At 69.3% G+C, this 19,703-nt stretch carries 18 protein-coding genes; 6 read left to right on the top strand and 12 right to left on the bottom strand.

All coding sequences use genetic code 11. The annotated features are described in order from the left end of the window. The first annotated feature begins 6 nt into the window (after positions 1-6). Genes JOF42_RS14430 through JOF42_RS14415 form a run of 4 tightly spaced genes read left to right on the top strand, consistent with a single transcriptional unit; the run spans position 7 to position 3,743 of the window. On the top strand, positions 7-405 hold the full coding sequence (locus JOF42_RS14430; protein WP_042536471.1) for a cytidine deaminase: 399 nt from the start codon (positions 7-9) through the stop codon (positions 403-405). Further along, the gene (locus JOF42_RS14425; protein ID WP_210098460.1) at positions 402-1,694 is read left to right on the top strand and encodes a thymidine phosphorylase; all 1,293 of its coding nucleotides are present in this window, start codon (positions 402-404) and stop codon (positions 1,692-1,694) included. The genes JOF42_RS14430 and JOF42_RS14425 overlap by 4 nt, the downstream gene beginning before the upstream one ends. A 51-nt stretch (positions 1,695-1,745) precedes the next feature. After that, the gene (locus tag JOF42_RS14420; protein WP_210098459.1) at positions 1,746-2,861 is read left to right on the top strand and encodes an adenosine deaminase; all 1,116 of its coding nucleotides are present in this window, start codon (positions 1,746-1,748) and stop codon (positions 2,859-2,861) included. Positions 2,862-2,885: 24 nt separating this feature from the next. After that, positions 2,886-3,743, top strand: a complete 858-nt coding sequence (locus JOF42_RS14415; RefSeq protein WP_307803614.1) for a carbohydrate kinase family protein — start codon at positions 2,886-2,888, stop codon at positions 3,741-3,743. 36 nt (positions 3,744-3,779) lie between these two features. On the opposite strand, the gene JOF42_RS14410 is transcribed toward JOF42_RS14415, so the two are convergent. From JOF42_RS14410 to JOF42_RS14375, 8 genes are all read right to left on the bottom strand, one after another. After that, on the bottom strand, positions 3,780-4,529 hold the full coding sequence (locus JOF42_RS14410) for an alpha/beta hydrolase (RefSeq protein ID WP_210098458.1): 750 nt from the start codon (positions 4,527-4,529) through the stop codon (positions 3,780-3,782). A 48-nt stretch (positions 4,530-4,577) separates the two neighbouring features. Continuing rightward, positions 4,578-5,885 (bottom strand): flavin-containing monooxygenase, encoded by a 1,308-nt coding sequence (locus JOF42_RS14405; RefSeq protein WP_210098457.1) that lies wholly within the window; start codon positions 5,883-5,885, stop codon positions 4,578-4,580. 104 nt (positions 5,886-5,989) lie between these two features. Then, a complete protein-coding gene (locus tag JOF42_RS14400) occupies positions 5,990-7,147 on the bottom strand; it encodes a mannitol-1-phosphate 5-dehydrogenase (protein ID WP_210098456.1) in 1,158 nt (385 codons plus the stop codon). After that, the gene (locus tag JOF42_RS14395; RefSeq protein ID WP_210098455.1) at positions 7,147-7,578 is read right to left on the bottom strand and encodes a PTS mannitol transporter subunit IIA; all 432 of its coding nucleotides are present in this window, start codon (positions 7,576-7,578) and stop codon (positions 7,147-7,149) included. The genes JOF42_RS14400 and JOF42_RS14395 overlap by 1 nt, the downstream gene beginning before the upstream one ends. A 67-nt stretch (positions 7,579-7,645) precedes the next feature. Next, entirely contained in the window at positions 7,646-9,175 is a 1,530-nt protein-coding gene (locus JOF42_RS14390) for a PTS mannitol transporter subunit IIBC (protein WP_210098454.1), read from the bottom strand. Then, a complete protein-coding gene (gene ptsP, locus JOF42_RS14385) occupies positions 9,172-10,797 on the bottom strand; it encodes a phosphoenolpyruvate--protein phosphotransferase (RefSeq protein ID WP_245341299.1) in 1,626 nt (541 codons plus the stop codon). Before ptsP ends, JOF42_RS14390 begins: the two co-directional genes overlap by 4 nt. Positions 10,798-10,853: 56 nt before the next feature. Then, complete coding sequence (locus JOF42_RS14380; RefSeq protein ID WP_210098452.1) at positions 10,854-11,135, bottom strand: HPr family phosphocarrier protein; 282 nt, start codon at positions 11,133-11,135, stop codon at positions 10,854-10,856. Further along, complete coding sequence (locus JOF42_RS14375) at positions 11,132-11,449, bottom strand: PTS sugar transporter subunit IIB (RefSeq protein ID WP_210098451.1); 318 nt, start codon at positions 11,447-11,449, stop codon at positions 11,132-11,134. Before JOF42_RS14375 ends, JOF42_RS14380 begins: the two co-directional genes overlap by 4 nt. Before the next feature lie 169 nt (positions 11,450-11,618). Between JOF42_RS14375 and JOF42_RS14370 the strand changes: the two genes are divergently transcribed. After that, entirely contained in the window at positions 11,619-13,541 is a 1,923-nt protein-coding gene (locus JOF42_RS14370; RefSeq protein WP_210098450.1) for a BglG family transcription antiterminator, read from the top strand. An 8-nt stretch (positions 13,542-13,549) separates the two neighbouring features. On the opposite strand, the gene JOF42_RS14365 is transcribed toward JOF42_RS14370, so the two are convergent. The 3 genes from JOF42_RS14365 to JOF42_RS14355 are packed head-to-tail and all read right to left on the bottom strand — an operon-like array spanning position 13,550 to position 16,319. Further along, positions 13,550-13,813, bottom strand: coding sequence for an HPr family phosphocarrier protein (locus tag JOF42_RS14365; RefSeq protein WP_210098449.1), 264 nt, complete (start codon positions 13,811-13,813; stop codon positions 13,550-13,552). A 5-nt stretch (positions 13,814-13,818) separates the two neighbouring features. Beyond that, positions 13,819-15,489, bottom strand: coding sequence for a phospho-sugar mutase (locus tag JOF42_RS14360; protein WP_210098448.1), 1,671 nt, complete (start codon positions 15,487-15,489; stop codon positions 13,819-13,821). Further along, complete coding sequence (locus tag JOF42_RS14355) at positions 15,486-16,319, bottom strand: purine-nucleoside phosphorylase (protein WP_210098447.1); 834 nt, start codon at positions 16,317-16,319, stop codon at positions 15,486-15,488. Before JOF42_RS14355 ends, JOF42_RS14360 begins: the two co-directional genes overlap by 4 nt. Before the next feature lie 48 nt (positions 16,320-16,367). On the opposite strand from JOF42_RS14355, the gene JOF42_RS14350 reads away from it, so the two are divergent. After that, positions 16,368-17,822: an NAD(P)H-quinone dehydrogenase gene (locus tag JOF42_RS14350; protein ID WP_194285947.1), complete on the top strand. Its 1,455-nt coding sequence runs from the start codon at positions 16,368-16,370 to the stop codon at positions 17,820-17,822. A 67-nt stretch (positions 17,823-17,889) separates the two neighbouring features. Here the strand turns inward: JOF42_RS14350 and JOF42_RS14345 are convergent, their stop codons facing one another. Next, the gene (locus tag JOF42_RS14345; protein WP_210098446.1) at positions 17,890-19,656 is read right to left on the bottom strand and encodes an acetyl/propionyl/methylcrotonyl-CoA carboxylase subunit alpha; all 1,767 of its coding nucleotides are present in this window, start codon (positions 19,654-19,656) and stop codon (positions 17,890-17,892) included. Positions 19,657-19,703: the final 47 nt, after the last annotated feature.

The raw sequence follows: 19,703 nt of genomic DNA, 5'->3' as shown, positions 1-19,703 counted from the left end.
AGAGACATGACCGACATCGACTGGGACGAACTCCGTCAGGTCGCCACCGACGCCATGACGAAGGCGTACGCGCCGTACTCCCGATACCGGGTCGGTGCGGCCGCCCTCGTGGGAGACGGACGCATCGTCGCCGGCTGCAACGTCGAGAACGCCTCGTACGGAGTCACCCTGTGCGCCGAGTGCGCGCTCGTGGGTGATCTGCACATGTCGGGCGGCGGCCAGCTCGTCGCCTTCGTGTGCGTCAACAACGACGGACAGACGATCATGCCGTGCGGCCGCTGCCGTCAGCTGCTCTACGAACACGCGATGCCCGGGATGCTGCTGGAGACCGTCTCCGGCATCCGGACGATCGATGAAGTACTGCCGGATGCGTTCGGCCCCCGAGACCTGGAGGACGCCCGATGAGCGTTGAGCCCTTCGACGCCGTCGATGTGATCCGTGCCAAGCGTGACGGAGGCGTGGTGCCCGAGAAGGCGCTGCGCTGGATGGTCGACGCCTACACCCGCGGCTACGTGTCGGATGCGCAGATGGCGTCGTTCGCGATGGCGGTGTTCCAGCGGGGCATGGAGCGTGACGAGATCCGTGTGCTCACCGATGCGATGATCGCGTCGGGGGAGCGGATGAGCTTCGCGACACTCGGCAAGAAGACCGTCGACAAGCACTCCACCGGAGGCGTCGGCGACAAGATCACGCTGCCGCTCGCGCCGCTCGTCGCCGTGTTCGGCGTCGCGGTGCCACAGCTCTCCGGACGCGGACTCGGTCACACCGGCGGCACGCTCGACAAGCTCGAGTCGATCCCCGGCTGGCGCGCCGCCCTCAGCAACGAAGAGATGTTCGCGCAGATGCAGGGCGACGTGGGTGCCGTGATCTGCGCGGCAGGCTCAGGTCTCGCCCCCGCCGACAAGAAGCTCTACGCGCTGCGCGACGTCACCGGGACCGTCGAGGCGATCCCGCTGATCGCCTCGAGCATCATGTCGAAGAAGATCGCCGAAGGCACCGACGCGCTCGTGCTCGACGTGAAGTTCGGCTCCGGCGCCTTCATGCAGGACATCGATCGCGCCCGCGAGCTCGCGCGCACCATGGTCGCGCTCGGCACCGACTCCGGCGTCGCGACCACGGCCCTGCTCACCGACATGAACGTGCCGCTCGGCTTCGCCATCGGCAACGCGAACGAGGTCCGCGAGTCCGTCGACGTCCTCGCCGGTGGAGGCCCCGCCGACGTCCGGGAACTGACGATCGCCCTGGCACGCGAGATGCTCTCGCTCGCGGGGCAGCCGGATGCCGACGTCGAGGCCGCTCTCGACGACGGACGAGCGATGGACAGCTGGAAGGCCATGATCCGCGCGCAGGACGGCGACCCCGACGCGCCGCTGCCGACGGCTCGGGAGACCCACGTGGTCACAGCCCCGGCCGACGGCGTGGTCTCGCAGATGGATGCGCTGCCGTTCGGCATCGCCGCCTGGCGTCTCGGCGCCGGACGCGCGCGGGCCGAGGACCCGGTCGTCTTCGAGGCGGGCATCGACCTGCACGCGAAGCCCGGCGACCGTGTCGTGGCCGGGCAGCCCCTGTTCACGCTCTCCGCGGCAGACGAGGCGCGGTTCCCCCGCGCGCTCGAGGCGCTGGAGGGCTCGTGGGCGGTCGGCGACGTGGCTCCGGAGCGCGGGCCGATCGTGCGCGAGCGCATCACGGCGTGATCCGCTGACCGGTAGCCTGGACTGAGCTAATCCGCGACCGAGAGGAACCCGATGTCGATCGACGCGAACGGTGATGTCACCATCCAGGGAGCATCCCTGCGCAGCCTGCCCAAGGTGTCGTTGCACGACCACCTGGACGGTGCCGTGCGCCCGTCGACGATCATCGAGCTGGCGGATGCGATCGGCCTCGACGTCCCGGAGTCGAAGCCCGCTGCACTCGGCACCTGGATCGCGAAGAAGAGCGACTCCGGCTCGCTCGTCGAGTACCTCAAGACGTTCGATCTGACCACGGCCGTGATGCAGACGACGGAGGGGCTCACCCGCATCGCCCGGGAGTTCGTCCAGGACCTCGCCAAGGACGGCGTGATCTACGGCGAGGTGCGCTGGGCTCCCGAGCAGCATCTGACCCGTGGGCTCACGCTCGAGCAGACCGTCGAGGCCGTGCAGCAGGGGATCGAAGAGGGCGAGGATGCCGCGGATCGCGCCGGTCACAGCATCCGCGTCGGCCAGCTCATCACCGCCATGCGCCACACCGACCGGTCACGTGAGATCGCGGAGCTCGCAGTGAGCTTCCGCGGGCGTGGAGCCGTCGGTTTCGACATCGCCGGGCCCGAGGACGGCTTCCCCGCATCGAACCACCGCGCGGCATTCGACCACCTCGCCGACAGCTTCTTCCCGGTCACGGTGCACGCGGGCGAGGCTGCCGGACTCGATTCGATCCGCTCGGCGCTCATCGACGGGCGTGCGCTGCGCCTCGGTCACGGCGTGCGCATCGCAGAGGATCTGCAGGTCATCACCCAGGAGGGTGACGAGGTGCAGGTGCAGTTCGGCGACCTGGCGCGCTGGGTGCGCGACCGCGAGATCCCGCTCGAGCTCTCCCCGTCGTCGAACCTGCAGACGGGGGCGATCGCCGCATGGGGCAACACGCTCGCCGACCACCCGTTCGATCTGCTCTACCAGCTCGGCTTCGCCGTCACGGTGAACGTCGACAACCGCACGATGAGCGCCACGTCGCTCACGCGCGAGCTCGCGAACCTGGTGGAGACGTTCGAGTACGACCTCGACGATCTCGAGACCTTCCAGTTCAACGCCGCGGCAGGCGCCTTCCTGCCCGTCGAGGAGCGCGAGGAGCTCGTCGAGATGATCGCCGAGGGCTTCGACGTCTGACCTGCGAGAGCCAGGACACTCCGCGTGACCGCCTCCGTCTTCATCGCGGGCCCTGCGTCGTGGAACTCGATCGTCGTGCTCGATCGGCTCCCCGAGCCGGTGCCGCACATGCAGTTCGCGGAAGACAGCTGGGAGACCGTCGGAGGAACGAGCGCGGGGAAGGCGTTGAGCCTGACGGCTCTCGGTCGCCCGACGACGCTGTACGCCCTGACCGCCGCTGACGAGCCGGGGCAGAGGGTGCGCGCCGCGCTGGAGCAGGCGGGGGTGGACGCTCGGTGGGCGGTGGGGGATGCCACCGAGCGGCATCTGAACCTCATGACGCGACAGGGCGGACGCGTATCGCTCTACGTGGCGGTTCCGTCGGCGACGGACGGCGCCGATGACGCGGCGCTGCAGTCCGTGATGGGGGCGGCCGACGTCATCGTGCTCGACCTCGCCGCCGAACCTCTGCGCATCCTGCCGCTGGCGAGTGCCACAGGGAAGCCGATCTGGGTCGACGTGCACGACTACGACGGCGAGGCGGAGTTCCACCGGCCGTTCCTCGCGGCCGCAGACGCGGTCTTCTGCAATGCCGACCGCCTCACCGACCCCGTGGCGTTCCTCCGGGCGTGCATCAGCTCAGGAGCCTCGCTGGCTGTCTGCACCCTCGGCGCCGAGGGTGCGATGGCGATCGATGCGGAGGGCGTGGAACACCGGGTGGCGGCCGTCCCCGTCGATGTGGTCGACACCAACGGCGCGGGTGATGCGTTCCTCGCGGGCGTCCTCGACGCCCGCCTCACCGGCCTCGACGTGGCTGCGTCGCTCACCGCGGGCGCGAAGACGGCATCCCTGGTGCTCGGCACCAGGCACCTGCATCCGGTGCTGGACCGCATCCTGGGGTGATCACCTGCTGCGCATGACAGGATGCGCGGTGGCGGATCAGCCCTGGGGGATCTCCGCCAGGAACGGGTCGAGGATCTCGGCCACCTGCGCGTGCATGTCGTCGCTGGTGATCGTCGGCTCACCGTCGCCGGCCTGCGGACCGTAGTCTCCGAACGAGGCGTGCGACGCCCCGTCGATCTCGACCATCTCGGCGTCGGCGGGGAGCATGTCGCGGGCCGCATCGATCTTCTCGGGGGTCGAGAGTCCGTCCTCACTGCCCGAGATGCTCAGCACGGCGAGGTCGGTGTCGGAGAGATCGTTCGAGCAGTACGACCCGAACAGCACCAGAGCTTCGGTGTCGGCCGCGAGCTGGCAGGCGCGCACGCCGCCCAGCGAGTGTCCGCCGATCGCCCAGTCGTCGATGTCGGGCGCAGCGGAGGTGAAGGCGTCGAGCCCGCGCAGGTCGAAGAATGCGAGGTTCAGCCACGGGCGGGTGATCACGACGGTGACGCCCTCCTCGGCGAGGCTCTGCAGGATCGGCGCGTACGCCCAGGGATCGACCTTGGCCCCGGGGATGAAGACGAGGCCGACCTCGGACTCGCCGTCGGCGGGGGTCATCACGATGCCCTGCTCGGCATCTTCGACGTGGATGGCGGAGTTCTCGCGAACGCTCGCCAGAGGTGCCTTCTCGGCGGGCATCACGCCGATCTGGCTCCAGGCGACGATGCCGCCGATTCCGAGGACGAGGACTGCGACGAGCCCCCAGAGGATCACCTTGACGACGCGACGGCCACGCTTCTTCTGCACGTGATCAAGGGTAGGGCCTGTGCATGTGAACAGCCTCGGGGTCGTCGATCACCCGCGACTGTGCGGCGCGGGGTTCTCGAGCGCGTGCCGCTCGCGACGCACGGCACCTCGGTAGGCGTCCTTGTTCACGTAGTAGGCCATCCGATCGAGACCCAGGTATCGGTAACCGCCGGTGAGATCGGGCCACGGCCGGGTGGTCACCCGCTCGCGGAAGCGTGCCGCGTTCGTCGCGTCGTGCTCCACGGCATCCAGATAGCCGGCGAGCAGGTCGGCCTGCTCGTAGCGCCCCTGCCATCCGATGCCGGATGCCTCGATCATGCCCATCACGTAGAGGCCGTTGAACGAGGCGGGGAAGATGTTCAGGAACAGTCGGGGAGCGGCACCCTGCCACTGCAGATGCTTCCGATCGACGAACGGGTAGTCCAGCGTGTAGCCGGTCGCGAGGAGCACGAGGTCGTAGTCGTCGGCCGTGCCGTCGCGGAATCGCACGGTCGGTCCGTCGAAGCGGTCGATGTCGGGCCGGATGCGCAGATCGCCCTGGCCCAGATGGTTGAGCACCATCGTGTTCACGATCGGGTGCGACTCGTAGATGCGATAGTCGGGCTTCGGGAAGCCGAAGCGCACGGGGTCGCCCGTGAAGGCCCGCAACACCCTGCTGTCGACGGCCTGCTTGAGACGGGCGGGCAGCGGGCGGCCCTGATTCAGGGTGTCGCTCGGCCTGCCGAAGAGGTAGCGCGGCGCGAAGTAATACCCGCGCCGCACGCTCATGTCGACAGAGGCGGCATGGTGCACGGCATCGACCGCGATGTCGCATCCGGAGTTGCCGGCGCCGATCAGGAGAACCCGCTTGCCGGCGAGCTGGGCGGGCGACTTGTACGCACTGGTGTGCATCGACTCGCCGCTGAAGGAGCCGGTGAAGGTGGGAATGTTCGGCCGGGCGAGGGTGCCGTTCGCGAGCACGACCCCCGCGTACCACTGCGTGTGCGCGCCCTCTGGCCCCACGCTGGTGAGATCCCAGCCGCCGTCGCGCGGTTCGAGTCGGGTGACCGTGGTCTCGAACCGGAACAGACCGGTCAGACCGAAGTGCTCGGCGTAGTCCTCGAAGTACTGCCGCAGTGCCCGGTGACCGGGGTAGTCGACCGTCGTCCGCATGGGGAACTCGGCGAACTCGGTCGTGGTCCGTGACGAGATCAGATGCGCGGATTCGTACATCGTGCTGCGGGGGTTGTCGATGTCCCACAGCCCGCCGACGCCACGCGAGGCCTCGTAGCCGTCGACGCCGATGCCGCGTCTGGTGAGCGCCCGCGCGGCGGCGAGCCCAGACGGTCCTGCGCCGATGATCGCGTACCTGCTCATGCTGCCTCGCACCTCTCCGTGCTCGCTCCTGCGCCCCCTGCCGATCGTATCGGCAGGGGGCGCAGGAGAGAGCGAGCGGTCGGCGGTCGGCCGCCGGCCGTGGGTCAGGAGGCGTGCAGTGCCGTCTGGCGCGAGACCACCGCGTCGCGGATCGCGGGGAACAGCGGATGCTCGGGGTCGAGGCCCGTCGCGCGCGAGGTGAACGCGAGAGCGTCCTCCGTGCGCAGGAGCTCCTGCAGCTCGACAGCCTGCTCGTCGTCGGGCTCGTCGAACTCGAGTGCTGCGGTGACGGCGCCGACGAGGGCGATGGTCGAGAGCCCCCGCTCGGCGGCCATCGCGGCGGGTCCGATGAACCGCTCGTGTCGAGAGATCTTGCGCAACGGCTGGCGACCGACCCGCTGGACGGTGTCGACCAGGGCAGGGTTGCGGAACCGCTCGAGGATCGTCGCGCGGTACTCGGCGAGGTCGGCGGGGTCGAGGCCGTGCTCGGCGACCAGGACCGCGGAGGTCTCCTCGAGGGCCGCCGACACGCGTGCCGCGATGTCGGGGTCGGCGAGGGCATCCGAGATGCGCTCGATGCCGGCGCGGGCACCGAAGTACGCCGTGGCCGCGTGCCCCGTGTTCACGGTGAAGAGCTTGCGCTCGATGTACGGAGCGAGGTCGTCGACGAAGTGCGCGCCGGGGATGCTCGGAAGCGTGCCGCCGAAGGCGCCGGACTCGATCGCCCACTCGAAGTAGGGCTCGACCGTGACGTCGACGCCGCCGTCCGCGGGCTGGCCCGGGACGATGCGGTCGACGGCCGTGTTCGCGAACACGGCGCGCGAGAGCAGCTCGGCGGCATCCGCTCCGGCCGCCTTCTCGATCTCGCCGCGAAGGGTGTCGGTCGCGCCGATCGCGTTCTCGCACGCCATGACCTGCAGAGGGGCGGCATCGGGGGACCGGCGTCGAAGGCCTTCGACGATCGTCGGAGCCACGAAGCGGAGCACGGTCGGCCCGACGGCGGTGGTGGCGACGTCGGCGGTCGCGACCTCGTCGGCGACGGCATCCGGGTCCGTCCTGCTGTTGACCGCACGGAACCCGGTCACGACGTGATCGGTGCCGCCCGGACCGGCCTCGTGCACGGTGTACGAGTCGACCCCATTGATCGCGTCGACCAGGGAGTCGGCGACGTCCGAGAAGACGACCTCGTAGCCGCCCTCGTGCAGCAGCAGGCCGACGAAACCACGGCCGATGTTGCCCGCTCCGAAGTGGACGGCCTTCATCAGTCGTTCACCGCCGAGAGGAGTGCGTACAGCTCGTCCGGGGTCTGCGCGGCGTTCAGCTTGGCGACGTCATCCTCATCGGAGAAGAGGATCGCGATCTGCGAGAGGATCTCGAGGTGCTCGTCGCCGCGACCAGCGATGCCCACCACGAACGTCGCGGGCTCACCCGCCCAGTCGACGCCTCCGTCGTAGCGCACGACCGAAAGGGCGGATCCGAGGATCGCATCCTTCGTGTCGTTCGTGCCGTGCGGAATCGCCAGGCCGTTGCCCATGTAGGTCGACACGGTCGCCTCGCGCTGACGCATCGCGTCGACGTAGGCGGGAGTGACGGCACCGGCAGACACGAGGATGTCGGTCGCCTCCTGGAGTGCTGCCTCCTGGGTGGCGGAGCCTGCGTGGATGCGGACCTGGCCGAGGGTGAGAACGCTCATGGTGATTCCTTCTTTCTGAGAATGTGGGGGCGGGGCGGCGGCCGTGGCACCCGCCCCGCCCGGTCTGTCACGCGTCGGAGTCGCGCTGCTCGCGCACCATCTCGACGACCTCTTCGTACTTCGGAGAGTTCATGAAGTTGTCGACCGACACGTGGATCGAGTTCGGCGACTGCGCCTTCGCGCGGTCGGTCAGCTGCTGCTGCGTGATCACGAGATCGGCGCTGCCGTCGAGATTCGCGATCGCCTGGTTGGTGACCGTGACCCCGTCGATCTCGGCCTTCTTGAACTTGTTGCGCAGGACGCTCGCGCCCATCGCCGACGAGCCCATGCCGGCATCGCAGGCGAACACGATGTTCGCGATACGACGGTCGGTGGCGACTCCCGCACCGGTGGCTGCCGCGCCTGCGGCGAGTCCGCTCAGCGCGTCCGAGGACTTGCCCTTGTTGGCCTCGGTCTGTGCCACTGCTGCGGCGAATGCGTCTTCCTTGGCCAGATCCTTCTTGCGGCTCGCGCGGAGGATCAGCATCGAGATGATGAAGGTGACGGCCGCAGACAGCACGACCGACAGGATCACTCCCAGATAGTCCGTTCGGAATGTCTGCCCGAGCACCGCGATGATGCTTCCCGGCGCGGCGGGAGCGATCAGACCTGTTCCGAACAGCATGTTCGTGGTGACGCCGGTCATGCCACCCGCGATGAGCGCGAGGATCAGGACGGGCTTCATCAGCGCGAAGGGGAAGTAGACCTCGTGGATGCCTCCGAAGAACTGGATGACCGCGGCACCGGGAGCGGAGGCGCGCGCAGCGCCGATGCCGAACAGCGTGAACGCGAGCAGCAGACCCACACCGGGGCCGGGGTTGGCCTCGAGGAGGAACAGGATCGACTTGCCGTCCTCGGCCGCCTGCTGCGTACCCAGCGGCGTGAGCACACCGTGGTTGATCGCGTTGTTCAGGAAGAACACCTTGGCCGGCTCGATGAGGATGCTGGTGAGCGGAAGCAGGTTCGTCTCGACGAGCCAGTTCACGGCGGTGGAGAGGACGTTCATGAGCCCGTTCACGAGCCATGCGACGGGGTAGAAGCCGATGACGACCATGACGAAGCCCCAGATACCGGCCGAGAACATGTTGACGAGCATCTCGAAGCCCGACTTGATCTTGCCGTCCCACAGCGAGTCGAGCCACTTCATCGTGTAGGCCGCCAGCGGCGCCATGATCATCGCGCCGATGAACATGTGGATCTGGCCGAGCTGGTTGTCGTCCGGGAGGGTCGCGTTCACCTGGGCGATCAGGTAGTCCGATCCCGCGATGGCACCCATGACGGCGATCGCCGCGACGACGCCACCTCGGGTCTTGTAGACGATCGTTCCACCGGTGTAGGCGATGATGATCGGCAGCAGGTAGTGGATGATCGGTCCGACCAACGTCGCGAGCTGGTCGTTCGGCGTCCAGCCCACAGGGATGAAGAACGCCGTGATGATGCCCCACGCGATCAGCGCAGGGATGTTGGGCATGATCATTCCGGACAGGAACGTGCCGAAGCGCTGCACGCCCGTTCGGAGGCCGCCTGCCTTCGTGGCGGCCGGTGACGTCGTCGTCATGATGTCGTCTCTTTCTGGTGAGGGGGGAGGGTTGCTGTGGCATCGGCCACGGCGAGGCGGGCTCCGGCGGCGTCGTCTGCAGCCAGTGCCAGTTCGGCGAGGTTGCGGGCCTCGTCGAGGGTTCGGGTGGAGAGCGTGTGCCGCACGTCCGCGAGCGCGGACGGGGCCATCGAGAGGCTCGTCGCGCCGAGGCCGACGAGCACGACCGCGAGCATCGGGTCGGCGGCGGCCTCACCGCAGATGCCCACGGGCTTGCCGAGGCGCTGGCCGGCGGCACCGACCTCGCGCACGAGTCGGAGTACAGCCGGGTGCCAGGGGTCCTGGAATCCGGCGACGGAACCCAGCATGCGATCGGCGGCCATCGTGTATTGCGTCAGGTCGTTCGTGCCGATCGATGCGAAGTCCGCATGCGCGAGGATCCGGTCGGCGAGCAGCGCGCTGGACGGGATCTCGACCATGACGCCGGCGGTCTTGAGGCCGTACTCGCGGGCGAGCGCGGTGAAGTACTCGGTCTCTTCGACGGTCGCGACCATGGGCGCCATGACCCACAGGTCGGCCTCGGTCGCAGCATCCGCCTCGGCGAGAGCGGTCAGCTGCTCGCGCAGGATGTCCTCGCTCGCGCGGAGGGCGCGCAGGCCGCGGAGCCCGAGCGCCGGGTTCTCCTCGTGCGCGTCGTTGAGGAAGGCCAGGGGCTTGTCGGCCCCGGCATCCAGCATCCGCACGACGACCTTCTTGCCCGGGAAGGCCGCGAGCAGCTCGCGGTACGACTCGCGCTGCTGCTCGACGGTCGGCGCCTGGGCCGACGAGAGGAACAGGAACTCGGTGCGGAACAGCCCGACGCCCTCAGCCCCGCGTTCGACGGCATCGGATGCGTCTGCAGGTTTCCCCAGATTCGCCAGCAGCGGGATCAGCGTGCCGTCGGCGAGGGCGCCGGGAGTCAGTGGAGCGTCGTCCGCGGAGCGTCGGGCGGCGGCGCGCTGTTCGGCGCGCTCCTTCTCGTCAGAGGTCGGATCCAGCGTCACGATTCCCGCGGCCGCGTCGACGATCACGGACTGGCCGGTGGTGAGAGCGGATGCCGAGGCGGCGCCGACGATCGCGACGATGCCCTTCTCGCGGGCGAGGATCGCCGTGTGCGAGGTGGGCCCGCCGTCGAAGGTGATGAGGGCGAGCACCTGGTCGAGGTTCAGCAGAGCCGTGTCGGCCGGAGCGAGATCGCGGGCGACGAGGACGAACGGATGCCCGGGGTCGGGCACGCCCGGCGCGTCGACGCCGCGGAGACGGGCGAGCACCCTCTGGGCGATGTCGTCGAGGTCGGCCGCGCGCTCGCCGAGGTAGCCGCCGACCGCCTCGAGCGTCGCGCGGAAGCCGGCGAACGCATCGTGCACGGCCCACTCGGCGGTGGCGCCGTCATCGATCCTGGAGTCGACCTCGTCCTGCAGTGTGGGGTCCTCGGCGATCATCGCCTGAGCCTCCAGCACCTCCTGCGCCGAGCCGCCGGCCGTCTCGCCTCGGGCGGTCAGCTCCTGAGCCACCGCGGCGACCGCCTCACGCACCCTGGCGCGCTCGGCATCCACGCCCTGCGTGCTGGGTGTGTTCTCCGGAGCGGGCAGCGCCTCGGTCATCCGCACGACGACGCCCTGGGCGACGCCGAGACCGATGCCGACTCCTCGCAGCTCACTCACGCGCCGGCGTCCTGATCATGGTCGGTCGTCAGCAGTTCGGTGAGCGTGTCGAGCACGTTCTCGGCGCTGTCGCCGTCTGCGGTGAGGGTGACGTAGTCGCCGTGCTCGATCGCGAGGGCGATCACGCCGAGGATGCTGGCCGCGTTGACAGCCTTGCCCGAGTCCTTCGCGATGGTCACCGGGATGCCGGAGTCCTTGGCCGCCTGTGCGAACAGCTTCGCGGGGCGGGCGTGGAGTCCGTGGGATGAGCCGATGCGTACGGTGCGGGAGACGGTCATGATGTTCCTTTCGGGGTGGTCCTGGCGTCGGCGAGGATCGAGCGGGCGAGCGCGAGAGTGCGGGTGCCGTCGCGGTCGGCGAAGACGTCCTCCGGGAGGACGGCCACAGGCACGAGGGTCGCGTCACGGATCGCGTCGAGACGGTCGGCGAGGTGAGGGCCGACGAGGATGAGATCGTGATCGCCGCCGGTGACGGAGTACTCCATGCCGGCCGCCGCGTCCCACTCGAGACCGGCGTCGGAGGCTGCTCTGCGCAGTCGCTGTGCGACGAATGTGCTCGACGCGCCGGCGCCGCACACCACGAGGATCTTCATCGATGCCCACTACCTTTCCTGAGAACAGTCTGGGAACTGGCGCTCGCACTCGCCAACAGGTTCCTTTCCGCCCCTGCGGAACATCGGTTTCGGAGCGGGGCCACGCGCTTACTGACATCATGGAAGTCACGTCAGGACAGTGCAGTCGGCACGGAGGAGGGGGAGGATCATGTCGCGTCAGCGCCAGGACCAGCTCCTCTCGACCCTCCTCCGACAGGGCGATTGGGCGACGGCCGCGAGCCTCGCCGACCAGCTCGGAGTCACCCCGCGCAGCATCCGCTCGTATGTCGTGGCGCTGAACGCCCGCACGGGCGGTGCGGATGCCGTCGAGTCGGGACCGGCCGGGTACCGGGCGGGGTCAGCTGCGCGTGACGCGCTGCGCACCCGTCAGGGAGGCGAGTCGGCGCCGCGGGATCGGCTGCACGGCATCGTCCGCACTCTGCTCGATGTGCCGCAGGGCGTCGACATCTTCGAGATGGCCGGTGAGCTGCACGTCAGCGAGGCGACGCTCGAGTCCGACCTCGCCCGGGTGCGCGGCCTGCTCGACGGTACCGAGCTGACCCTCGAGCGCGATCGCGAGATCGTGCGCCTGCGGGGCAACGAGGCGGCGCAGCGTCGACTCCTCAGCCGGCTGGCGCACGACGAGATGGATGCCGCGTCGTTCCACCCTGAGACCTTCCGCCGAGCACTCTCCGGCAGCGCCGTCGCCGCGCGCTCGGTCGGACCCTTCAAGTCCGAGCTGGTGCGCGAACTCGGCCAACTCGGCTACTACGTCAACGAGCTCGCGATCTCGGACGTCCTGCTGCATATCGCGATCGCCGCCGAGCGGGTCGCCGCGGGTCATGCTCTTGAGGCCGGGCCCACCGGCGCGAGGGAGGAGATCCCGAGGGTCGGCGCGGTCATCGCCCGCCTCGCCCAGGAGCACTTCTCCGTCGCGCTCGGCGACGGAGACAGCGGCCACCTCGCCTCTCTCGTGCTCACCCGCATCGTCGCGCCGGGAGAGGATGCCGCGGGTGACGTCGCTCGCAGCGGTGTCGCCCCGGCCGTCGAGGCAGCCGTCCGCGCCGAGATCACGAGAGCGGCCGACGACTTCCAGGTCGACCTGGTCGATGAGACCTTCGTGCTGCGCCTCGCCCTGCACGTGCAGAACCTGCTGCGCCGCGCCGAGGAGAGCGCCCTCACCCGGAATCCGCTCACGCGCTCTCTCAAGACCTCGTATCCCATGATCTTCGAGGTGGCCGTGTCGATCGCGAGCGGCCTGCACGACCGTCTCGGAACGCCGATCCACGATGACGAGATCGCCTACATCGCGATGCACGTCGGCGGACGGCTCGAGCGCAGTCGCAAAGCCGAGTCGATCCTCACGGCGACGATCGTCTGTCCGGGCTACTACGAGCTGCATGAGCTGCTGCGCTCCAGCGTCGACCGTTCGCTGGGGTCGGCGATCGAGGTCACCAGCGTCGTCACCAACGTCGACCCGGACTGGGCCTCCTTCGAGACCGACCTCGTACTCAGCACGATCGAGCCGGGCGCGACCGGCGATCGGTTCGTGCGCATCCAGCCGTTCCTCACGGATGCCGATGTCGATCGCATCCAGCAGGCGGCGGCGCGGGTCAGACGGGGCCGACGGCTGACCCGTCTGCGCGCCGAACTCGCCCGCTACTTCGATGTCGACGCGTTCGTCTACCCGCTCCCCGACGAGGGTGAGGAGGCGATCATCCGTCGCCTCGGCGGACTCCTCGTGGAGGCCGGCCTCATCGGCGAGGACTACGTCGAGAACACGATCGTCCGGGAGCGGATGTCGTCCACCGCGTTCACGGATGCCCTCGCGGTGCCTCACGCCCTGCAGATGACGGCGACGCGCACGGCGATCGCGATCGGCGTCGCCGACGGATCGGCGGCATGGGGGGAGGGGCGCGTGCAGGTGGTCGCCCTCGCCGCGTTCAGCGAGAGCGACCGTGCCGCATTCCAGACCGTCTTCGAGCAGCTCGTCGAGGTGTTCAGTGAGCGCGACAGTGTGCAGCGCATCCTGCGCCGTGGCACGAGCTTCGAGGCGTTCCTCGACGAGCTCGTCGCCGTGATCGACGGCTGACCGCTCGCTCAGGCCCGCGGGTCGAGCACTCCGGCCAGCGTGTCGAGCACGGCATCCGCATCCTGCGACTCCCTGGTCTCGAGCACCACGGCGTCGCCGGGCGCGAGTGCGAGGTCCATCAGCGCGAGAACGCTGCTGAGGTCCACGACCGCGCCCGACGACGTGCGCAGGGTCACCGCATGCGGGTGCGCTTGAACGACGCGCACCAGCTCGGCGACGGGGCGCGCGTGCACCCCGTTGTGCGCGCTGATGACGACGTGTCTTCTCGGCATGCGATCTACGAGCGTTCTTCCAGGAGGGTCCGCACGGCGGCCTCGAGCTCGTGCACGATCTCGGCGGCGCGTGCAGCCGATTCGGCCTTCGCGTCGATGTAGACCTTGAGCTTGGGCTCGGTGCCGCTGGGGCGGACGATGATCCGGGATCCGTCGGTCAGGCGGTAGCGCAGCACATCCCCGGACGGCTGTCCCGCCGCGGCATGCAGCAGGTCCTCCGCCGAGGCGATGGCGTGTCCGCCGAACTGCGACGGCGGCAGCGTGCGCAGAGACAGCATCACGGCGCCGATCACCGAGAGATCGTCGACGCGCACCGACACCTGACCGCTGGCGAAATGCCCGTACGTGTCACCGAGCTCGCTCAGAAGATCCGCGAGAGACTTGCCCTGCTCATGGGCGTCGGCCGCGAGCCCGAGGATCGCGACCGCGGCCGAGATGCCGTCCTTGTCGCGCACGGTCTCGGGGTTCACGAGGTAGCCGAGGGCCTCCTCGAATCCGAACACGATGCCCGGAGCCCGCGAGATCCACTTGAAGCCCGTGAGCGTCTCGTGGAAGTCCAGGCCGTGGTGCGCGGCGACCGCGCCCAGACCGGGAGAGGAGACCATCGAGCACGCCAGTGATGCACCGGGTGTGCCCTCGGCCGCGCGCGCGGCGCGGGCGCCGAGCAGGAGCCCGACCTCGTTGCCTGTGAGCCGGCGCCAGCCGTTCTCCGACGAAGCATCGGGGATCGCCACGGCGAGGCGGTCGGCATCAGGGTCGTTCGCGAGGATGAAGTCCGCCTGCACTCGTCGGGCGCGGGCGAACGAGAGGTCCATCGCCCCCGGCTCCTCGGGGTTCGGGAATGACACCGTGCGGAACGTCGCGTCGGGCTTCAGCTGCTCCCCGACGACCATCGGCTGCGGATACCCCGCGGCCCGGACGATCTTTGAGAGCGTCTCCCAGCCGACCCCGTGCATCGCCGTGTACACCCATCGGATGTCCGCGGAGGATGCGGGGGCGGCAGCGACGGCGGCGGTCGCCGCGACGTACGCGTCGACGACGTCTTCTCCGGCCGTCTCGTAGTCGGTGGATCGGGGCAGCACAGTGATGTCATCCGCGTCGGCGATCCGCTGGATGTGCGCCGCGATCGCGGCATCCGCGGGTGCGACGATCTGCGAACCCTGATCCGCGCCACCGAGGTACACCTTGTAGCCGTTGTCGTTCGGCGGGTTGTGCGAGGCGGTGACCATGACGCCGGCATCCGCACCGAGGTGCCGCACCGCGAAGGCGAGCACCGGTGTGGGCAGAAGGCGGGGGAGCAGGATCGCCCGAAGGCCGGCGCCGGCGAACAGCTCGGCCGAGTCGGTGGCGAACACCCGCGAGTTGCGGCGCCCGTCGTACCCGATGATGACGGTCGGCGTGCCGCCGTTCGCACGTTCGCGCAGGTACGACGCGAAGCCCGCCGCCGCCTGGGCGACGAGCACGCGGTTCATGCGATTGCTGCCGGCCCCCAGCGCGCCGCGGAGGCCGGCGGTGCCGAAGGCCAGTCGGGTGCTGAAGCGGTCGTCGAGATCCGCGATAGCCGCCTCGTCGCCGTCCGCCGCGCGGGTGATGACCGCGGCGAGCTCGTCGCGGGTCTCGTGGTCGGGGTCCTGCCTCATCCAGGCGCGTGCCTGTGCGAGGCGCTCGTCGCTCACAGTGCCTCGACCACGCGGGCGAGCAGAGCCGAGATCACCGGCTCCGCCTCGCGGCCGGCCTCGATGACCTCGGCGTGGCTGAGCGGCGTCTTCTGGATGCCGGCGGCGAGGTTCGTGATGAGCGAGAAGCCCAGGATCTCCATGCCGGCCTCGCGGGCGGCGATCGCCTCGAGCGCGGTCGACATGCCCACGATGTCGCCGCCGATGCGCTTTGCCATCTGCACCTCGGCCGGTGTCTCGTAGTGCGGGCCGCGGAACTGCGTGTAGACACCCTCGTCGAGGGTGGGGTCGACGCTGCGCGCGATGTCGCGCAGGCGCTTCGCGTAGAGGTCCGTCAGGTCGATGAAGGTCGCGCCCTCGAGCGGGGAGTCGGCCGTGAGGTTGATGTGGTCGCTGATGAGCACAGGCTGACCGGGTGTCCACGTCTCGCGGACACCGCCGGCGCCGTTGGTGAGGACCATGATCTTCGCCCCCGTGGCCGCGGCGGTGCGGACCGAGTGCACGACACGGCGGACGCCGTGGCCCTCGTAGTAGTGGGTGCGGGCCCCGATGACGAGCACGTTCTTGCCGTCGGGGGTGCGGATGCTGCGGAGGGTCCCGACATGGCCCTCGAGAGCGGGCTTCGAGAATCCGGTGACCTCGGTGGCGGGGATGGTCGCTGTGGTCTCGCCGATGATGTCGGCGGCCTTGCCCCAGCCGCTGCCGAGGGTGAGGGCGATGTCGTGCTTCTCGACTCCGGTCAGGCGCGCGATGTCGGCGGCTGCGTCGGCTGCGACCTCGAACGGGTTCGCATTCGGGTCGTCGAGGGGGTTGCTGTGTGTTTCGGACATGGATCCACTCTAGGAAGGTGCAGGCTCGGGGGCCAGGATTGCGGAAGAATGGAGATCATGTCTTCCACCCCTTTTGAGCGCACTCAGCGCGTCGCCGTGCTCGGCGGCGGTCCCGGCGGCTACGAGGCGGCACTCGCCGCCGCCCAGCTCGGAGCCGAGGTGACCCTGGTCGAGCGCGTGGGCGTCGGCGGCGCCGCGGTCCTCACCGACGTCGTGCCCTCGAAGAGCCTGATCGCCACGGCCGATGCGGCCATCGCGATCTCGGAGGCATCCGACCTGGGTGTGCAGTTCTACGCGAAGGGCGAGCACGGCAAGCCGCTGAAGCCCGAGATCGCCATCAACCTCGCCGCCGTCAACAAGCGACTCATCGCCCTCGCCGGTCAGCAGTCCGAGGACATGCGCTCCGCGCTGCTCGAAGCCGGCGTGCGCATCCTGTCCGGACACGGACGCCTCGAGGGGCCGAACGCGATCATCGTCTCGACCGGTCACGGCGGTACGGACTTCGACCGCATCGAGGCCGACACGATCATCGTCGCGGTCGGCGCGTCGCCGCGTGAGCTGGACTCGGCGAAGCCCGACGGCAAGCGCATCCTCACGTGGACGCAGCTGTACGACATGAAGGCGCTCCCCGAGCACCTCATCGTCGTCGGGTCCGGCGTGACCGGTGCCGAGTTCGCCTCCGCCTACATGAACCTCGGCGCCAAGGTCACTCTGGTGTCCAGCCGCGACCAGGTGCTTCCCGGCGAGGACCAGGATGCCGCGCGCGTGCTCGAGAAGGTCTTCAAGCGCGGCGGCATGACGGTGCTCTCCAAGGCCCGAGCCGAGAAGGTCGAGGTCACGAAGGACGGCGTGACGGCGACCCTGTCCGACGGGCGTACCGTCGACGGCAGCCACTGCCTCATGGCCGTCGGATCGATCCCCAACACCGCGGGCATCGGCCTCGAGGATGCGGGAGTCGAACTCGACGAGAGCGGTCACGTCCGCGTCAACCGCGTGGCTCGCACCTCGGTGCCGAACGTCTACGCGGTCGGCGACTGCACGAACTTCTTCCCGCTGGCCTCCGTCGCGTCGATGCAGGGCCGCACGGCCGTGTTCCACGCGCTGGGCGACATCGTGATCCCGCTCGAGCTGATCAAGATCACCTCGAACATCTTCACCGCTCCCGAGATCGCCACGGTCGGCTACTCCGAGAAGGACGTCGAGGACGGCGTCGCCGACGGGCTCGTCTACAAGCTGCCGCTCGCGGCGAACCCGCGCGCGAAGATGATGGGCATCAAGGACGGATTCGTGAAGCTGATCGCCCGCAAGGGCTCGGGCACCGTGATCGGCGGCGTGATCGTCGGACCGAAGGCATCCGAGCTGATCTACCCGATCGCCGTCGCGGTAGAGCGGCGCCTCACCGTCGATCAGGTGTCGCGTGTGTTCGCGGCGTACCCGTCGCTGTCGAGCAGCATCACGGATGCCAGCCGCGCGATGCACCTGGTCAACGCGAAGATCTCCTGATCCACCGGCTGCACGAGAAGAGGCGCCCCGCATGAGCGGGGCGCCTCTTCTCGTCTGAGGACAGGTGTCAGCTGATCGTGAGCAGCGGGTGCCCGGCCGACACGGTCGCCCCGGCCTCGGCGCTGATGTTGCCCACGACGCCGTCCTTGTGCGCCTGCAGCGGCTGTTCCATCTTCATCGCCTCGAGGACGACGACGAGGTCGCCCTTGACGACCTGCTGCCCCTCTTCGACGGCGACCTTGACGACGGTCGCCTGCATGGGCGACTTCACCGCGTCGCCGGACGCGCCGGCGCTGACGGACGTCGCATGGCTGCGACGGGACGGCGGCACGGCAGCCGGTCGTCCCGCGGTTCCTGCGGCGACGGCGACGCGGTCGGGGAGGCTGACCTCGAGGCGCTTGCCTGCCACCTCGACGACCACGGTGTGGCGGTTCTCGGCCGCGGCGGGCGACTCGAGCTCGCCGTCCCACGCGGGGATGTCGTTCACGAACTCGGTCTCGATCCAACGGGTGAAGACGCCGAACTCGCCGTTCTCGGCGGTGAAGGCCGGGTCGTTCACGACCTTGCGGTGGAACGGGATCACCGTGGGGAGACCTGCGACCTCGAACTCGTCGAGAGCACGGCGTGAGCGCTCGAGCGCCTCGGCACGGTCCTTGCCCGTGACGATGATCTTCGCGAGCAGCGAGTCGAATGCACCCGACACGGAGTCGCCGGCGGTGACACCGGAGTCGAGACGGATGCCGGGGCCGCCGAACGTCTTGAAGACGTGGATGGGTCCGGGCTGGGGGAGGAATCCGCGACCCGGGTCCTCACCGTTGATGCGGAACTCGATCGAGTGGCCGGTCGGCTTCGGGTCGTCGTAGTCGATGGTGCCGCCGGCCGCGATGCGGAACTGCTCGCGCACCAGGTCGATGCCGGTGACCTCTTCGGAGACGGGGTGCTCGACCTGCAGGCGGGTGTTGACCTCGAGGAACGACACGGTGCCGTCGGCGCCGATCAGGAACTCGCAGGTACCCGCACCGACGTAGCCGACCTCCTTGAGGATGGCCTTGGATGCCGAGTACAGCAGGTCGTTCTGCTCGTCCGTGAGGAACGGCGCCGGTGCCTCCTCGACGAGCTTCTGATGGCGACGCTGCAGCGAGCAGTCGCGCGTCGAGATGACGACGACGTTGCCCGCGGCATCCGCCAGGCACTGGGTCTCGACGTGGCGCGGCTTGTCGAGGTACTTCTCGACGAAGCACTCGCCGCGGCCGAAGGCGGCGACGGCCTCGCGGGTCGCGGACTCGAACAGCTCGGCGACCTCGTCGATCTCGCGGGCGACCTTCAGGCCGCGTCCGCCGCCGCCGTATGCGGCCTTGATCGCGATCGGCAGACCGAACTCCTCCGCGAAAGCGATGACCTCGTCTGCTCCGGCGACCGGGCCGGGGGTGCCGGGGGCGAGCGGGGCGCCCACCTTCTCGGCCACGTGACGGGCCGTGACCTTGTCGCCGAGCGCCTCGATGGCGTCAGGCGAGGGGCCGATCCAGGTCATGCCCGCGCCGATGACGGCACGCGCGAACTCGGCGTTCTCAGCGAGGAAGCCGTACCCGGGGTGCACGGCGTCTGCGCCGGCGCGTCGGGCGATCGAGAGGATCTTCTCGATCTGCAGGTAGGTCTCGGCGCTCGTGGCTCCGCCGAGGGCGAAGGCCTCGTCGGCGAGGCGGGTGTGCAGAGCGTCGCGATCCTGGTCGGCGTACACGGCGACCGAGGCGATCCCCGAGTCACGAGCGGCACGGATGATGCGTACGGCGATCTCGCCGCGGTTGGCGATGAGCACCTTGGCGATATCAGGCATGCTTGCCAGCCTAGCGAGAAGGCTGTCGATCCCTTTGACGACTCTCC

Source organism: Microbacterium phyllosphaerae (assembly GCF_017876435.1).
In the GTDB taxonomy this organism is placed as follows: domain Bacteria; phylum Actinomycetota; class Actinomycetes; order Actinomycetales; family Microbacteriaceae; genus Microbacterium; species Microbacterium phyllosphaerae.
Note: the sequence above shows the minus strand (reverse complement) of the source record. Positions and strands in the feature narration are given on the sequence as shown.

Excerpts from the sequence above, each read along its gene's own strand:
- JOF42_RS14430 (WP_042536471.1), top strand. The coding sequence starts at position 7 with ATGACCGACATCGACTGGGACGAACTCCGTCAGGTCGCCACCGACGCC.
- JOF42_RS14425 (WP_210098460.1), top strand. The coding sequence starts at position 402 with ATGAGCGTTGAGCCCTTCGACGCCGTCGATGTGATCCGTGCCAAGCGT.
- JOF42_RS14420 (WP_210098459.1), top strand. The coding sequence starts at position 1,746 with ATGTCGATCGACGCGAACGGTGATGTCACCATCCAGGGAGCATCCCTG.
- JOF42_RS14405 (WP_210098457.1), bottom strand. The coding sequence starts at position 5,885 with ATGAGCAGGTACGCGATCATCGGCGCAGGACCGTCTGGGCTCGCCGCC.
- JOF42_RS14400 (WP_210098456.1), bottom strand. The coding sequence starts at position 7,147 with ATGAAGGCCGTCCACTTCGGAGCGGGCAACATCGGCCGTGGTTTCGTC.
- JOF42_RS14395 (WP_210098455.1), bottom strand. The coding sequence starts at position 7,578 with ATGAGCGTTCTCACCCTCGGCCAGGTCCGCATCCACGCAGGCTCCGCC.
- JOF42_RS14390 (WP_210098454.1), bottom strand. The coding sequence starts at position 9,175 with ATGACGACGACGTCACCGGCCGCCACGAAGGCAGGCGGCCTCCGAACG.
- ptsP (WP_245341299.1), bottom strand. The coding sequence starts at position 10,797 with ATGACCGAGGCGCTGCCCGCTCCGGAGAACACACCCAGCACGCAGGGC.
- JOF42_RS14380 (WP_210098452.1), bottom strand. The coding sequence starts at position 11,135 with ATGACCGTCTCCCGCACCGTACGCATCGGCTCATCCCACGGACTCCAC.
- JOF42_RS14375 (WP_210098451.1), bottom strand. The coding sequence starts at position 11,449 with ATGAAGATCCTCGTGGTGTGCGGCGCCGGCGCGTCGAGCACATTCGTC.
- JOF42_RS14370 (WP_210098450.1), top strand. The coding sequence starts at position 11,619 with ATGTCGCGTCAGCGCCAGGACCAGCTCCTCTCGACCCTCCTCCGACAG.
- JOF42_RS14365 (WP_210098449.1), bottom strand. The coding sequence starts at position 13,813 with ATGCCGAGAAGACACGTCGTCATCAGCGCGCACAACGGGGTGCACGCG.
- JOF42_RS14355 (WP_210098447.1), bottom strand. The coding sequence starts at position 16,319 with ATGTCCGAAACACACAGCAACCCCCTCGACGACCCGAATGCGAACCCG.
- JOF42_RS14350 (WP_194285947.1), top strand. The coding sequence starts at position 16,368 with ATGGAGATCATGTCTTCCACCCCTTTTGAGCGCACTCAGCGCGTCGCC.
- JOF42_RS14345 (WP_210098446.1), bottom strand. The coding sequence starts at position 19,656 with ATGCCTGATATCGCCAAGGTGCTCATCGCCAACCGCGGCGAGATCGCC.